Source organism: Marinobacter adhaerens HP15, from assembly GCF_000166295.1.
Classification (GTDB): domain Bacteria; phylum Pseudomonadota; class Gammaproteobacteria; order Pseudomonadales; family Oleiphilaceae; genus Marinobacter; species Marinobacter adhaerens.
This window is the reverse complement of sequence record NC_017506.1, coordinates 4254672-4269862: the sequence shown is the minus strand read 5'-3', so window position 1 is coordinate 4269862 and position 15191 is coordinate 4254672. Positions and strand designations below refer to the sequence as shown.

Here is a 15191-nt window from a genome sequence, read left to right as displayed (position 1 = left end):
TCACAGTTTCACGCAGATGTTCTTCATCTCGGTGTAGAACTCCAGCGAATGAACGCCACCCTCGCGGCCAACACCCGATTGTTTGCTCCCGCCGAAGGGGGTCCGAAGGTCCCGCAGGAACCAGCTATTCACCCAGATAATGCCCGCCTCAATCTGGCCAGCAACGCGGTGCGCACGGGTGATGTTTTCGCTCCAGATCGCAGAGGCCAGCCCGTACGGCAGGCTGTTGGCCAGCTCAATGGCCTCCTCTTCGGTGTCGAAGGGGCGAATGTGGCAACAGGGGCCGAAGATTTCGTCCGTCACCACCGCCGAGTCGTCCGGGAGACCGGTCCAGATGGTCGGCTCAACCCAGGCGCCGCCCGCCAGCTCTGCAGGCATGTCCGGAACACCGCCGCCGGTGACCACGGTAGCGCCGTCATCAACCGCTTTCTGGTAGTAGGAGAGGACTTTCTCACGGTGCTTGAGACTCACCAGTGGCCCAAGGTTGGCGTCGGCATCATCGGGGGGACCGATCTTCAGGCCCTCCGCCGCTTCCTTCAGACGGCCGACGAACTCGTCGAAGATCGAACGCTCAACGTAGACCCGCTCGGTACCCAGGCAGACCTGACCACAGTTCGCGAAGGCGGAACGCATGGTGCCCTCAATCGCCTTTTCCATGTCACAGTCTGCGAATACCAGACCGGCATTCTTGCCTCCCAGCTCCAGGGAAATGTCGCGGATACCTTTAGCAGCGGCCTTCATAATGACCTCGCCAGTACCGGTCTCGCCGGTGAAGGTAAAGCCGTCTACCTGTGGATGCTCGGTCAGATACGCACCGGCAGAATCACCGCCGAAGCCATGCACCACGTTGTAGACACCGTCCGGAACGCCGGCCTCTTTCATCACCTCGCCCAAAAGGGCTGTGGTGGTCGGTGTCTCTTCCGACGGCTTGACCACCACTGTATTGCCGCAGGCCAGGGCCGGTCCGACCTTCCAGGTCATCAGCAGCAAAGGCAGGTTCCAGGGACTGATGACGCCAATGACGCCTTTCGGACGACGGACCGCATAGTTCAGGGCACCGGTACCATCCGGAGTCGGCATTTCAAAGGATTCGGTGGGCACGTTCTTGATCATGTCCGCGAACACTTTGAAGTTGGCGGCCCCCCGGGGGATGTCGATATGGCTGGCCAGAGATTTCGGCTTGCCGGTATCGAGACACTCTGCCTCCAGGAACTCATCAAAACGGGCGTTGATACCATCCGCCACTTTGTGAAGGATGGCGGTACGCTGTTCCAGGGTCATTTTGCCCCAGGGACCCCGCAGCGCGGCTCTTGCCGCCTTCACTGCTGCGTCCACCTCTTCCCGGCCGGCTTCGTGAACCTTGCTGATCACTTTGCCGTTCGCAGGATTAACGTTGTCGAACAGCCTGCCACTGGCCGAACCAACGTACTGCCCATTGATGTAGTGTTTGATGTCTTTCATTGCTGCTAAATCCTGTTGCGCCAGTGTCGGTTGTCAGGTCAGTACCGTCAGGAACCGTTCGTTCAATACCCGGTCGTGGTAGAAGATGGCTTTGCCCAGTTGCTCTGCCTGCCAGGTAACCGGCTTGTGATCGGGGTAGTTGTAATCTCCGCCACAGAACACTTCGTTGCGGTTGCCGGAAGGATCGAAGAAATAGATCGTCTTGCCATGGGTCAGGCCATGTCGGGTGGGACCGATATCAATGGAGGTGTCGGTCATAGAGATCAGATCGGCCGCCCTGAGCACGTCTTCCCAGGTTTCCAGGTAGAACGAAGCGTGGTGGAACTTGCCTTTCTCTTCATGATGAATAAAGGCAATGTCATGAGCCTTGGTGGACAGAGTGAGGAACTGCGCGATTCGGGTTCCGTCGCCGTCGAGCACCTGTTCGGCCAGATAGAATCCGAGCACGTTAACGAACAGGTCGTAGGTGGCAGCCAACTCTGGCCCATAAAGAAGACAGTGGTCGAAGCGGACCGCTTTCATGCCATCCAGGCCACGCGGCCAGGCTTCCGGGTTTACTTCGGTAATGCCCCATTTGCCGGTGTACTTCTTGTCAGCGTAAAGTTCGAACGTGTGACCCGAGGGGGCGTTGAACCGAACCCGCCGACCGCAATCTTTCAGTTCCCCTTCCGGAACCTGTTCAACCTCCACGCCATGATCTGCCAGATCTTTTTCGAGTTGCTGCAGGGAGGCTTCATCCACCACCTTGAAGGCCATAAAGTCCATGCCAGGCTCATCAGCAGGTCGGAGCACAACCGAGAACTTGTCCACCTCCGTCCAGGCTTTCAGATACACGCGACCGTGATCGTCCCGGTCGGTTTCAATCAGACCCAGAAGGTCTGTGTAGTGTTTGAGGGCCTCATCCATATCGAGTACGCGGATCTGGACGTGGCCGGGACGCATTACACCTTTTTTCATGACAGTTACCTCAACGCTCTTGTTGTTGTTTGCTCGCTCGTTTCGCCCGGCGCGGATGGCTCCAGGCACTCAATAGTCAGATCGGTGACCGGATAGATCCGGCAGGCCAGGACCTCCCCTTGCTCAATGGCTTCCGGCGGTGCGTGTGCGCGGCTCATCTTTCCGCACTCGTATTCACCCTCGACCACCCGGATCTTGCAGAAGCCGCAGCCACCGCCACGGCAGCCGACGGGAACGCACTTCACACCCCATTGCTCCATCGCTTTGAGAACGCTTTGCCCTTCACCGCAAGTAAAGCTGTCCCCGGTTGTCCGGTTGGTTACCTGGCATCCGATACCCATGGCGCACCTCCGGTTATATCTTCTTGAACAGGGCCGAACGCTGGGTGTCTTCCGCCCCGTCCGCCGCTGTCAGGAACTTCTCCATAAAGATGTCACGCTCGAACAGCCGCCCCTGCATCAGTGCCGTGATAGCCGCATCAATCATCGGAGGGGGGCCACACAGGTAGGCCTTGTTGCCAGCAAAACGGCCATCGAAATGGGCTTTGGCGGCGTCATGGACATAGCCACGGAAACCCTGCCATTCAGCGTCTTCTTCCGCCTGACTGAGAGCCGGTACATAGGTGAAGTTGTCGTGATCGCGATCCAGAGCCTCGAATAACTCCCGGTTGTAGAGCTCGGCAAGGTTTCTGGCGCCCTGGAACAGGACAATCTTGCGTTCGTCGTTCTGTTCCAGAAGATCCAGGATCATCGATTGGGGGCTGGACAGCCCTGAACCGCCAGCGATGAAGATCAGGTCGCCAGGCTGGGAACTGCGTACGAAGAACTGGCCGTAGGGGCCTGAAAGATTCAGCGCATCACCGGTTTTCAGTTGTTCGTGGATGTAAGTAGTGGCAGCACCGCCCTCAACGAGACGAACATGCAGCTCCACTTCATCGGCTTTGCCGGGTGGATTAGCCAGAGAGAATGCCCGGGCGCCATCGACACCAGGCAACTCGATATTGATGTACTGGCCCGCCTGGAACGTCATGGGGCGGTCCAGCTTCAAATGCACACCTCTGATGGTTGGAGAAAGCTCCACGATGCCCGTCACAGTGGCGGTATAGTCCTCAACCGGGTAGCCCTCGAAATCCGGATCCACATCGATATCCGCTTCGATGGTGACATCGCTTTCAACAGTGGCGCAGCAGGCCAATACCTTGCCCTCGTCACGTTCGATATCCATCAGGGCGAAGGGCGAGGCGTCACCAATTTCGACATCACCTTCCAGTACCTGGACCTTACAGGTGGCGCAGGTGCCATGCCCGCAGGCAAACGGCAACCAGACACCCTGGCGCAGTGCGGCTTGAAGGATGGTCTGCCCATCCTCCACTTCAATCTGCTCGCCTATGGGCTCGATCGTTACGGTGTGACTCATGGCGCTTACCTCAGGATGCAGAGCCGGCAATGCCGTTCAGTTCTGGAGTGATCACAGTCAGCATGCTCTTGTGGTCAATGCCACTGCTCTTAAGGGTGGCCGATGGGTCCGGCGTGAAAGGCTCGCCGTTGAGTTGCCACTGGGCGTCCAGGAATCTGGCTCTGGCCGAGTCCGGGTGAGCCTCGACCGCCGGCTTCAGCACCTCCTCGATGAAGGCTCCAAAGGTCATGTCTGGCTGCACCAGGAAGGCAAACGGTGAGCAGTACATCAGATGGTGGGGCCAGTAGAGATACAGCAACTGCATGCCATGAAAGTTCTCTACCTTGTCCCGGGGTTCAAACTTGTAATCGTATAAAGCGTTCACACTCATGATGGTCACCTTGTTGTTTTTGTGGGTGAAACGCCCGGTGCCAATGACACCGGGCGAATCCCGGATCAGGCTGCGTCTTGCTTGGCGCTCTCGGTCTTCTCCTCGGATGACTTGCCCTTTATGGCGAGCCAGCGCTTCTGGTCCGGGGACCCCACATAGTCGAAATTGTCTTCGCCGATATTGATGTGGTAGTACTTCGAAACCACCGTCTCGACGTCGCCGCCTTCACAGTTGCCCTGGTAGATCTGGTGCACGGGCAGCCATGCCTGGACGTATTTCTCGGGCTCGTTCTTGAAGATGTCGCAGCATCCGTCCGAGCAGAAGTGATAACGTTCGCCCTCATGCTCGATCTGGCGGTGGCTGAGCATGCTCGGATCGTCTTTCTCGGTGAAAATGGTCGGGATCTGGCACACCTGACACAGCTGGGGCAGCGTGTTGTTGTAGAAGCGACGGCCTTCGGCGTGCTCCTTCGCCCAATGCTCGAAGCGTGGACGGTAGTACTTGTCGAAGGTGTCCGGATACTTCTCGGACAGCCAGTCCAGCTCTTCCTTTTCAGGCATCCAGGTGTGGAAGTTGGTGGCATGGCCGTACTGGTAGAAGGTGGCCCACGCCTGATGGCTTACATGGTTCTTCGCGTCATTGGCGATGTCCTGGTACTTGGGCGGACGAATGCCATAACGCTCCAGGTCCTTGAACAGCGCGCCCCCGTTCTGCTCGTAGTACACCTCCCAGGCTTCCGCCCAGGACATGACCTTGTTCGGCAGCATGTAGTCCATCATCATCCCCACCAGGCTCAGCAGGCGGAAACCACGCCAGAACCACTTGTCGATCCACTGCTGGACGATGGGCACGTTGTCTTCGTGCTGCTCCAGAATGAACTTGATCACCTCAAGACCAAGAGTCATGTGCCGGGCTTCGTCTGACTGGGCGGAGAAACCGAAGGTAACGGTTGCCATATCGCCGTTGTAGGCTGCGCCGGACATGAACGGCACGAACAAAAGGTTCGTCAGCACATACTCGAACGAGAACGAAATCGCCGTCAGGAACTCGAACGGGCCGGCAGAGCGAGCGTCGTCAAAGAACGACTTCGGCACCGAGAGGAACCACACCCGGTCGTGCATGTGCGCCGCATCATGCAACCCGTTGAAGTGTTTGTTGTAGTGGCTCATCGCGTGCTGCTGGGTCTGGGAATGACGCAGCTCGTCAATGGCCTGCATCTGACAGGCGACCCGCGCACCGGCACCGCTGAACTGGCGGCCAACCTTGGCATAACCCTGGTACGCCGCATGCTCCAGCGGCGACACACCACTGAGAAACAGCTTCAGCGCGTTGACGTAACGGGCATCTGAAATGTTCTGGTGACCATTGTTCTGGGCGAACGCATCAAAAATCGCGTACAGCTTCTTCTCTTTCTCGGCCTGGTACTTCCAGTAGGCATCCATGGTCAGCCGGAACGGATCCTCCCACTGGGACCAGTCGGTAATCTTGATGCCTTCGAACCGCTCGTCCGGGTAGATGTCTTCTTTCTTCTGGTAGGTCGGCTCCCAGGACATATCCCGGGTCAGGTACTGGTACTTGTCTTTAAGGTTCAATTTCTTGTTTTTAACAGCCATGATAGGTCTCCCGATTAGTTCCACTGAAGAATGAAGTGGTCATCGTCTTCATCGACATTGCCGCCGATACTGATTACATCGATGAGCATTTCCTGAACGTCCCAGTCCCGGCCAAGCTTTTCTTCCATTGTTTCCCGGTTGATGACCAGGCGCTTCTCGGCCTGGATCCGGATCATTGCTGGCTGGTGCTGGAGCTCCGCTTCCGGGTTGTCCTCCATAATGGCTTCCGCCAGATACCGGGCGTTGTCGTTGTCCTGAAAGGCAATGAATACGAGCTGGCTCATGCGGATACTCCCTGGCTCTGCAAGCCACATTTTTTGAGACGGGTGGCGAGTTCGGCGCGGGCTTCGTCTAGCGCGTCGATGCCAGCTGAGGCTTGCGCCAACGGTTTCAGGGCGTTGTAGGCCTGGGGCTCCCAGTGATCGATCCACTTCTGAAGCAGTTCACGGTTGTCGTCGCTTTCACCCGCAACAACTTTCAGCATGGCGTTGGTCCAGCGAAGCGACTCCTTGTACCAGTCGCGCATGAACTCGGTGAGCATGGAGACATCCTCCGCACCCTGGCTCTCGAACCAGGTGTCGATCTTGTCGTAGACCAGGGGATACATCAGGCCGTCCATGAGGATGTTCTGAACCAGGGTCAGCTCGAACCAGTCATCAATCACCAGGGAGTCTTCGACCAGTTTGCGCATGGGCTGCCAGAGCTCGTCATCCATCCAGTAGCCCTTGGATTCATCGAGTCCAGCCCCGGTGCTGCCGTCAATCATCAGGGCAATCCGGGAGAGGTACTGGCCAATCCCCAGTCGATCCATCCCGGTGTAGATATGCATCTGGGAGACAGTTGTGGCGGTCGCATCACCGGCGATCTTGCTGTTATTCATGTTGGCACCAAGCTCAACATGACGCAGGGGCACCAGCAGGCGTAGTAGCTGTTTCTGGGTTTCCTGGGGAAGGCGGGTCAGCAGATTACGCTTCTCGCAGAAACCAAAGCTGGTCTCGGCCGCCTCCTGCATCTTGGCGCGATTGCCTACATAGGCGCCGTAATAGAACTGGCGCGGATCGGTAACCGCATACCAGTCTTCCATGCGGATCGCGGTGCGCGTCGGATCGTTCAGGGTATGCTCGGAATCCCATTGCGGCCGATAGTGGAAGTTGGTCTTGGCCTCAATGTCGTAACTGGCTTCCTGATAGCGGGTTGCCGGCTTGTCGCCAAAGCGACGGGCAATGTGGCCATAGGTGTGGCGGATGGGTTCCACCGAATTGGTCTTGATTTCGATACTCATATCAACCTTACCGTCTTGTTGTTGTGAATATGGATGCTGATGCGCTTCGCTCAGTAACGCTGCCCACGCTCCCCGAAGCGCCACTTGACCATGTCTTCATCGATCTCGCGGATCATCTCGGAATCCATGTGGACAACCTTGTTGTGCCTGCAGAAGATTTCGAAGGCCTCGCGGGGAAGAACGAGTTCAACGAACAGCTCCGGGTAACCAATGGCGAAGTCGAATTCCACGAACTTGTCGCCCGGCTCACTCCGCACCCGGATGTATCGCGTCAGCTCGTCGAAGGATTTGATGTCGTTCTGGGTCGTCATTGTTTGCCCCATTGTCTTTGTTGTTGGCTGGTGAGAGAGGAGCAACGGGTGTGCCAAACCCTGAGCGGGCGACAATCAAAGTTTTCAATCTACTGTTTTTATTAGCTTTATTTTGTTATCAGGAGTCGCAGGCAAGGATGTTTCAGGGAACACAACGAGGGTTGGAACGGGCGGATTTTCATTATTTGATCAACTCGGGAAAGCTATCTCAGCAAATGCTCAGATGCACAGAAAATCATCAGACAAATGGCCAGATTTTTATCATTTGATTGATTTTTGACTTTCATCAGGTGTTATATAGAGCAGCAATTTCGTGCCCGCACTCGGACTCTCAACCAGGGCACAACCCCAACCCCACACAACAACAAACGGGGCTCCTGACATGGCAATCAGCTACAAGCCACAGCTGCAATACGCGGACTTTCAGGATCTTACGGAACAGATCCGGTTTCAAAGCACGGAAGGCAAAATCTGGTTTGGCGAACAGCGGATGCTCCTCATGCAGGTCTCCGCCATGGCTGCATTCCGCCGTGAGATGGTCAATACCATCGGCATTGAACGGGCAAAAGGGTTTTTCCTGCGCCTTGGCTATCAGTCCGGACTTCGGGATGCAGAACTTGCCCGCAAGCTTCGCCCGCACTGCAGCGAACTGGACATATTCCTGGCCGGGCCCCAGCTCCATTCTCTGAAGGGCATGGTGAAAGTCATCCCGATTGAGATTGATATCGATCAGGACACTGGGGGCTTTTACGGGGAACTTGACTGGTTTGACTCTTTCGAGGTGGAGATCTGTCAGACCGAACTCGGCCAGATGGACGAGCCTGCCTGCTGGTCGCTGCTCGGCTATGCCTGCGCATATACCTCCTCGTTTATGGGACGCCAGATCATTTTCAAGGAGGTCACCTGCCGGGGCTGCGGCGACGAGAAATGCCACATCGTCGGGAAACCGGCCGAAGAGTGGGAAGACTCAGAGGAGTTCATCAAATACTTCAAAGCAGACCCCATGATCGAAGAGCTCTACGACTTGCAGTCTCAGGTGAGCTCACTTCGCAGCAGCCTTGAGAATCAACAGGGGCAGTATTACGGCATTGGCCAGTCCGCGTCTTATAACAAGGTCTGCAAGATGATCGACAAGGCCGCCATGGGCAAGGTCTCGGTCCTCCTTCTGGGTGAAACCGGCGTCGGCAAAGAGGTCATCGCCAGAAGCGTCCACCTCCGCAGCGAGCGGGCGGAGCAGCCGTTTGTCGCCGTGAACTGTGCAGCCATACCTCCCGACCTGATTGAAGCCGAACTCTTTGGTGTCGAAAAGGGCGCCTACACCGGCGCGAATCAGTCACGTCCGGGCCGCTTCGAGCGGGCTAACGGTGGCACCATTTTTCTGGATGAGGTGGTCGAACTTACGGCTCGAGCGCAGGCCACGCTGTTAAGGGTACTGCAGGAAGGTGAACTCGAACGGGTGGGTGACAATCGCACCCGGTCGGTCAATGTTCGAGTGATTGCTGCCACGAACGAAAGCCTCGCCGAAGCCGTTGAATCCGGTAAGTTCCGCGCGGACCTGTACTACCGACTGAATGTGTTCCCGGTAAAAATCCCACCCCTTCGGGACCGGCTGGAAGATCTGCCTCTACTGGTGGAGCATTTTCTAAAGAAGTTCCATTCGGAATACAACAAAAGAACCCTGGGTCTTTCGGACAAGGCACTGGCTCTGTGTATGAATTATCGTTGGCCCGGAAATATTCGAGAGCTTGAAAACGTGATCGAGCGGGGCGTGATTCTTACTGATAACAACGAATCTATCAGTCAGGAATCCTTGTTCGCCGTCTTCCCGGACAATCATTCGGAAAAACCCCATGAAGTCGTGGATGGCGAGGGTCATGTGGTACACGAAGGTTCACCAGGAAATTCCGGGGGCTGGGCGGATCAGATTCTGGGCGACTCCATCAGTCTGGATGAAGTTGAAGAGACACTCATGCGCCGCGCCATGGAGCAGGCCAACCAAAATGTCTCTGGTGCTGCACGCATACTCGGACTTACCCGCCCGGCCCTGGCCTACCGGCTTAAAAAATCCGGCATCCTCGCCGAAAACTGAAAGCAAACCCCATCGGGCAACAGGGATGTTGCGACGACCGAATCCCACCTTATGAAATAAGCAATCCGCCTCTTGGTTTGATCATTTGATTAAAATCAAACTTTTCTATCGGCCTGATAGCGCGTCCAAACGACCAGTTAAATTCTGAATTAATTATTTATTTTCAGATAGTTAAAAAAGCCTTAAAGGACATGGCATACCGGTTGCTCTCTCACCGTCAGTCGCTTTTTCACAAAAACAAAGACGGTGACAGAAAATGCAAAATACCCCTCTGCGCTCATGGCGCACTGTCGGTACAGCGATCGCAATAGCCAGTAGTTCATCGCTGCTGCTGACGGGTTGCGAAGCGCCCCTCAATCTCGAGGCGGTACGCCAGGTTTCCGAACAATCCTCCAAGCGCACAGACTTCTACCAGTCCATGGTCCGGAACGATCAGGTCATTGTCGTTACTGGCAACGACGGTGTACTGCTTACCAGCCGGGATAACGGCGAAACCTGGAAGAGACAGGCACTGAATTCCACAGCAAGCTTTTTGGCTCTGGATGTCTGCCCGGACAACTCATTTATCGGACTGACCTTCGACAACCAGGTATGGCAAGGCAATGTCCAGGGAAGCCTCTGGACCCCGCACCCGTTGCCGAGCCAGGAACAAATGTTGACCGTGGCTTGTGCCCCTGACGGAAGTTGGTGGGCAGCAGGCAGCTTTACCACCATCCAGTACAGCTCTGATCTGGGCCAGAACTGGGATGAAACCTCTCTTTACGAAGACGCCATCATCAACAACCTGCAGTTCATTAACGAGGATCAGGCCATCGCCACCGGCGAGTACGGCATGGTGCTTCGCAGCGATGATGGTGGCTTTAACTGGGATTACGCCGGTTATCTGCCGGATGAGTTCTACGCCCATACCAGCTACTTCCGCTCCATGGAGGAGGGTTGGGTTGGCGGCCTGAACGGGTTCATCTACCACACCACAGACGGTGGTGAGAGCTGGGAGCAGATGCCTACTGAGACCAATGCTCCGGTATTCGGTTTCATCCCCGGCAGCCCCGAACTCTATGCGGTTGCCGACAATGCCACCGTTCTTCAGTTGCAGGGGCCCGCCTGGAAAAAAATCTCGGAATCTGACCAGCCGCTGTATCTGCGAACCGGCCTGCTCATGCCCGAGCAAAGACTGCTTGTTGCCGGAGGTCGTGGCCTGCTTTTCGACCTTGAACTTCCTGCGGCGAACGCCGCCAGCAAAGACTGAGGATATCAACCATGCCCGGATTGCATCGTTTCACACATCTGCTGCATCTGCTGGAAGTGTGGATATTCAACAACCCCCGCAAGGTGCTTTCAGTGATCGCGATACTGACACTGATCTTCGCCCTGCGTATCCCAGGCCTGAAAATCTACACGGATTTCGCGGATCTTTTGCCTCAGCAACACCCTTACATCCAGCTGCATAACAGCATCAAGGACAGTTTCGGTGGTGCCAATGTTCTTGTGGTCGGGGTCGAGTTTTCCGACGGTGATATCTTCACTAACGACAACCTGGCCAGAATCGATCGAATCACCCAGGCGGTCGACAGCCTGCCGGGCGTCAACCACAACCTGGTTTCCAGCGTCACCCACCGCAATTCCCGGAAAATCTGGCTGACGGAAGTCGGCAGCATCAACTCCGAGCCCTATTACGACTCTACCAGCGGCGAATATTCCCAGCAGGCACTGGATGCCATGCGCGCCGATGTAGCCGCCAATCCGCGGGTTTACGGGCCGCTGGTTTCCCCCGATCTGAAGATGGCGCTGGTCAAGGCGCAGCTCATTGAAGGCAAACTGGATTACGAAGCAACCTTTGCCCAACTTCAGGAACTGCGCGCCAATGAGGCTGGCGAGGGTGTCACCATCTACGCCACCGGTCAGCCGGTGCTGGTGGGCTGGGCCTACACTTACATGGACCAGATCCTTCAGATCTTCATTTTCACAGTGCTGACCATGCTGGCACTGCTCATCTTCCACTTCCGTAAAGCGTACGGTGTGCTAATCCCCCTTGGAGGCGTTCTCATCTCCACCGTGTGGGGACTTGGGATTATCAGTGTACTCGGCTACAACCTGGACCCCTTAGGTCTGGTAATCCCCTTTTTGATTGCAGCGCGAGCCATGAGCCACGGTGTGCAACTGGTCGAGCGCTACTATGCAGAGACCCTGGTACTGGGTAGCGGCCCAAAGGCGGCGAAAGCAACCTTCGACAGCCTTTTCCGGCCAGGCTCTCTGGGGGTGGTCTCCGACGCCATTGGTCTGTCGTTGATCGCCATTGGCTCGATCCCCCTGAACACCCATCTTGGCATCTACGCGTCACTCTGGGCGATCACCGTTGTTTTTACCGTCCTGATCGGTGTTCCGCTACTGCTCTCCATTCTGCCTACGCCCAAGAATCCGGAAATTCGCGAAACTGCCTTGCGCCACATCGGTGCCAGCTGCTCTCGAACCGTCACTCGACCCGGAGCGGCCCGAGTCATTCTCGCCGTGGCAGCTATATCCATGCTGGGTGGTTTGCTGGCCGCATCCAATGTACAGATTGGTGATTCCGAGCCCGGCTCGCCGATCCTTTACCCCGACCACGATTACAACATCTCTTCCCGCGTGGTTAATGACCGTTTCCCGGGTTCCGAGGAGCTCTACATTGTTGCCGAAACCAGTGAAAAAGGCGGACTGAAGCGTCCCGAGGTGCTTGAGGCCCTGTCTGATCTTCAGGCCCATATGCTGCTGGATCCGGAAGTGGGCGGCAGCAAGGGATTACCCGACCTGGTCAAGCAAGTGAATCGTCTGATGCACAACGATGACCCGCGCTGGTACCAGATCCCCCACGATGCCGGCTACGTGGGTGGGTTGATGTTCACGTACATGGCATCGAGCCCGGTGCCTGGCGCCCTGGATGAGTTCAACGACACCGACGATCGAGTCGCCAACCTGGTGTTCTATTACAAGGACCGTCAGGGCGAAACCATCCGTCGTGCGATTCATATGGCCAAGGAATGGATCGCTGAAAACGGAGACAGCGTTGACGGCCTGACCATTCGACTGGCGGGCGGCACGCTTGGTGTCGCAGCTGCCATGAACGAATCAGCCTTTGAAACCAATGTGATCGTTCTGCCACTGGTCTTTCTGCTCATCTTCGCCTTCGTGATGCTGTTCTACACCTCCTGGCACGCCGGCCTGATGATGCTCCTGGCAATGCTGTTCGCCACCACCCTCACCTACGCCTACATGGGCCTGAACGGTCTGAGCATCGACATCAATACCGTTCCGGTCATCGCTGTGGGAATCGGCGTAGGTATCGATTACTCCATCTACATGATGGACCGCATTCGCGAGGAAATGGCCAAGTGCGGGGACCTGCGCGAATCCGTCAGACGTGCCATTTCAACCACAGGCATGGCCATCAGTTTTACCGCACTGACCCTGATGGCCGGGATCATCATGTGGGTCATCTTCTCCAATCTTCGATTCCAGTCCGACGCTGCGTTGCTGCTGTGCGTGATGATCGTCATCAACGGCATGGCCGCCATGCTGCTGGTGCCTTCCTGGGTACTGGCCTTCAAACCGCGATTCATCACCGACGTCTATGCCGATGAAGACGGAATCCTGCATTCGGACCACAAGGAAACGAAATCAGCTCCATCCCCTGTGTTGGATTCAAGACAGGACGATGGGTTTGTGACGGGAGCGCCGTACCGGGCCTGAACCCGGTACCAAGCCCCACTAAAACCTGTAACGAGGACATGCCATGCAAACAACAATAAAAGGCCTGAGGTTCTGGTGCTGCACCCTTGCGGGTAGTGCCACCCTGGCGCTGGTTCCAATGACTACAGCCGTTGCTGCGGAAGATGCCCGCGTCAACGGTTTCTACGAAAACGCAACCTACGGGCGAGAGGGCGTCGGTCTATCCAAGTTCCGGAATACGCTGCAACTGGAAGGCGAGAAACGAATTGGCGACGTGGGCATTTTCAGCAACGTTTCCATCAACGGCACATTGCGCGGCACCTATGACGGGGTGTACGACCTGAACAAGGATGAATATGGACGTACCGCTGGTGGTGCCATTCTTCTCGAAGACACCGCACTGGCGCCCAATCCTGACCCATTCGTACCCCATGGTGGCGGTATCGCTCCGACACCCAACTTCGGTTTCGACATCAACCAGAACCCCAACGACGGCATGATCGTCCTGGGTGAAAACCTGCACCCTCAGGATGGTGGTGTCGGATTTGGTGTTCCGGTGCGCCCCTGCGATGTCGACAGCCGGGGCTGTATTGATGACTACCTGGACAAGGATCTGAACGAGCTTCGTTTCCAGGAGTTCAACGACCGGGCGGATTTCATCCGTGAACTTTATGTCGATTTTGACCTGAACTTCGACAGCGGCAACGTGCTGAGCACCCGCCTGGGTAAACAGCAGGTCATCTGGGGCCGCACGGACTTGTTCCGGGTACTGGATGTTATCAACCCGGTGGATTTCTCCCGCAACAACATCTACGACGAGTTGGAAGACATCCGAATCCCCATGTGGATCCTGAAGTCAGACTATCGCATGGGCCCCACCGAGGTATTCGATGGCCTGGCCTTCGACGACCTGAACTTCCAGGTGGTCTGGAACTTCGATCAGTTCCGTCCCCATGATATCGGCCAGTGTGGGCAGCCGAACGTTATCCTGGATGCAGGCTGCTTCTTCCGTGGTATGAATAATCTATGGGAAAACGGCGGCACCGTTGCCAACTTTGCCAACGGCAGCATAGCAACAGACTTTGGCCCCGGGCAGATCGGTATCCGTGAGGCGCATCTGCCGAGCTGGAGCCTTTCCAACACCCAGCTGGGTTTGAAACTGGAAGGTGTATACGGCGATCTCGGCTTCTCTCTGAACGCTCTGACCTACCGTTCCCAGCTCCCTTCCCTCCGCGGTGGCATTCCGGCTGAGAACGCATTCACCGGCGATACCGCCGTTTGGCCAAGCCTGATCGCGTTCGATATCCACTTCCCGAGAGTAAACCTGGTCGGCGGCTCACTGGACTACTACTCCCAGGGCATCGACACCGTGTTCCGGGTTGAAACTGCCTACACCTCTGGTGAAGAGTTTGCCAACACCCTGCGCGAAAAGCTGTATTCCGAGTCTGATGTCGTTCGCTACGTCGTGGGGGCCGACAAGAACATATTTATCCCTGCCCTGAACGAGTCCCAGGCGTTCCTGTTTTCCGGTCAGATCTTTGGCCAGCACATTCTTGACCACGAGCGCGAGCAGCGTCTGCTGGGCGAAGCCGGCATTCCGGACTGGGAACAGAACTGGATTGCGACCCTGTTGATCAAGGGTTTCTACATGAATGGCCGTCTCAGCCCACAAATCATTACCGCCCACGACGTCCGTGCCCAGGCAACTGCAGTTGCACCGTCAGTGGAGTGGCTGGTTAACGACAACTTCAGGCTCACAGCCGGCGCCAACTTCAAGGTCGGCGATGGTGCCCGCAAGTTCGATGACTGCCGCACCTGTAACCCCTGGGATCCGTTCACTGCCGCCTATCCTGGCCAGCCTGCGGGTGAATCTGCCGGTCTTTCCGGATACGAACCCCTTGGCCGCTTCCAGTCAGGACCGATCGGCATGGCCCAGAAAGAAGACGAAATCCAGCTGACCGCACGTTACAGCTTCTGATAACGAGGA

Annotated in this window: 13 protein-coding genes; 4 read left to right on the top strand and 9 right to left on the bottom strand. The window is 56.4% G+C overall.

Annotated features, from left to right (window positions below; all coding sequences use genetic code 11):
* The 9 genes from HP15_RS19900 to HP15_RS19860 all read right to left on the bottom strand — a co-directional run bounded on the left by HP15_RS19900 (position 1) and on the right by HP15_RS19860 (position 7410).
* The gene (locus tag HP15_RS19900) at positions 1-1461 is read right to left on the bottom strand and encodes a 2-hydroxymuconic semialdehyde dehydrogenase (RefSeq protein WP_014579147.1); all 1461 of its coding nucleotides are present in this window, start codon (positions 1459-1461) and stop codon (positions 1-3) included.
* Positions 1462-1494: 33 nt separating this feature from the next.
* Positions 1495-2418: a catechol 2,3-dioxygenase gene (locus HP15_RS19895; RefSeq protein WP_014579146.1), complete on the bottom strand. Its 924-nt coding sequence runs from the start codon at positions 2416-2418 to the stop codon at positions 1495-1497.
* Positions 2419-2423: 5 nt separating this feature from the next.
* Positions 2424-2759, bottom strand: a complete 336-nt coding sequence (locus tag HP15_RS19890) for a 2Fe-2S iron-sulfur cluster-binding protein (protein ID WP_014579145.1) — start codon at positions 2757-2759, stop codon at positions 2424-2426.
* Positions 2760-2772: 13 nt separating this feature from the next.
* Positions 2773-3834 carry an NADH:ubiquinone reductase (Na(+)-transporting) subunit F gene (locus HP15_RS19885; protein ID WP_014579144.1) on the bottom strand — a complete coding sequence of 354 codons (1062 nt, stop codon included), beginning with the start codon at positions 3832-3834 and terminating at the stop codon, positions 2773-2775.
* Between the two features lie 10 nt (positions 3835-3844).
* Positions 3845-4204 carry a phenol hydroxylase subunit P4 gene (locus HP15_RS19880; protein WP_041645942.1) on the bottom strand — a complete coding sequence of 120 codons (360 nt, stop codon included), beginning with the start codon at positions 4202-4204 and terminating at the stop codon, positions 3845-3847.
* Positions 4205-4269: 65 nt separating this feature from the next.
* The gene (locus HP15_RS19875; protein WP_014579142.1) at positions 4270-5817 is read right to left on the bottom strand and encodes an aromatic/alkene/methane monooxygenase hydroxylase/oxygenase subunit alpha; all 1548 of its coding nucleotides are present in this window, start codon (positions 5815-5817) and stop codon (positions 4270-4272) included.
* Positions 5818-5831: 14 nt separating this feature from the next.
* Positions 5832-6101, bottom strand: a complete 270-nt coding sequence (locus tag HP15_RS19870) for an MmoB/DmpM family protein (protein ID WP_014579141.1) — start codon at positions 6099-6101, stop codon at positions 5832-5834.
* Positions 6098-7099, bottom strand: coding sequence for an aromatic/alkene monooxygenase hydroxylase subunit beta (locus HP15_RS19865; RefSeq protein WP_014579140.1), 1002 nt, complete (start codon positions 7097-7099; stop codon positions 6098-6100). Before HP15_RS19865 ends, HP15_RS19870 begins: the two co-directional genes overlap by 4 nt.
* 50 nt (positions 7100-7149) lie before the next feature.
* Positions 7150-7410: a phenol hydroxylase subunit gene (locus HP15_RS19860; protein ID WP_014579139.1), complete on the bottom strand. Its 261-nt coding sequence runs from the start codon at positions 7408-7410 to the stop codon at positions 7150-7152.
* Positions 7411-7792: 382 nt separating this feature from the next.
* On the opposite strand from HP15_RS19860, the gene HP15_RS19855 reads away from it, so the two are divergent.
* The 4 genes from HP15_RS19855 (at position 7793) to HP15_RS19840 (ending at position 15182) form a co-directional block, all read left to right on the top strand.
* On the top strand, positions 7793-9499 hold the full coding sequence (locus HP15_RS19855) for a sigma-54-dependent Fis family transcriptional regulator (RefSeq protein ID WP_014579138.1): 1707 nt from the start codon (positions 7793-7795) through the stop codon (positions 9497-9499).
* A gap of 256 nt (positions 9500-9755) precedes the next feature.
* Positions 9756-10748 (top strand): WD40/YVTN/BNR-like repeat-containing protein, encoded by a 993-nt coding sequence (locus HP15_RS19850; protein ID WP_014579137.1) that lies wholly within the window; start codon positions 9756-9758, stop codon positions 10746-10748.
* 11 nt (positions 10749-10759) lie between these two features.
* Positions 10760-13225, top strand: a complete 2466-nt coding sequence (locus HP15_RS19845) for an efflux RND transporter permease subunit (RefSeq protein WP_014579136.1) — start codon at positions 10760-10762, stop codon at positions 13223-13225.
* A 43-nt stretch (positions 13226-13268) separates the two neighbouring features.
* Entirely contained in the window at positions 13269-15182 is a 1914-nt protein-coding gene (locus HP15_RS19840; RefSeq protein WP_014579135.1) for a DUF1302 family protein, read from the top strand.
* Positions 15183-15191: the final 9 nt, after the last annotated feature.

Coding starts and splice junctions, on each gene's coding strand:
- HP15_RS19900 (WP_014579147.1), bottom strand. CDS start 1,461: ATGAAAGACATCAAACACTACATCAATGGGCAGTACGTTGGTTCGGCC.
- HP15_RS19895 (WP_014579146.1), bottom strand. CDS start 2,418: ATGAAAAAAGGTGTAATGCGTCCCGGCCACGTCCAGATCCGCGTACTC.
- HP15_RS19890 (WP_014579145.1), bottom strand. CDS start 2,759: ATGGGTATCGGATGCCAGGTAACCAACCGGACAACCGGGGACAGCTTT.
- HP15_RS19885 (WP_014579144.1), bottom strand. CDS start 3,834: ATGAGTCACACCGTAACGATCGAGCCCATAGGCGAGCAGATTGAAGTG.
- HP15_RS19880 (WP_041645942.1), bottom strand. CDS start 4,204: ATGAGTGTGAACGCTTTATACGATTACAAGTTTGAACCCCGGGACAAG.
- HP15_RS19875 (WP_014579142.1), bottom strand. CDS start 5,817: ATGGCTGTTAAAAACAAGAAATTGAACCTTAAAGACAAGTACCAGTAC.
- HP15_RS19870 (WP_014579141.1), bottom strand. CDS start 6,101: ATGAGCCAGCTCGTATTCATTGCCTTTCAGGACAACGACAACGCCCGG.
- HP15_RS19865 (WP_014579140.1), bottom strand. CDS start 7,099: ATGAGTATCGAAATCAAGACCAATTCGGTGGAACCCATCCGCCACACC.
- HP15_RS19860 (WP_014579139.1), bottom strand. CDS start 7,410: ATGACGACCCAGAACGACATCAAATCCTTCGACGAGCTGACGCGATAC.
- HP15_RS19855 (WP_014579138.1), top strand. CDS start 7,793: ATGGCAATCAGCTACAAGCCACAGCTGCAATACGCGGACTTTCAGGAT.
- HP15_RS19850 (WP_014579137.1), top strand. CDS start 9,756: ATGCAAAATACCCCTCTGCGCTCATGGCGCACTGTCGGTACAGCGATC.
- HP15_RS19845 (WP_014579136.1), top strand. CDS start 10,760: ATGCCCGGATTGCATCGTTTCACACATCTGCTGCATCTGCTGGAAGTG.
- HP15_RS19840 (WP_014579135.1), top strand. CDS start 13,269: ATGCAAACAACAATAAAAGGCCTGAGGTTCTGGTGCTGCACCCTTGCG.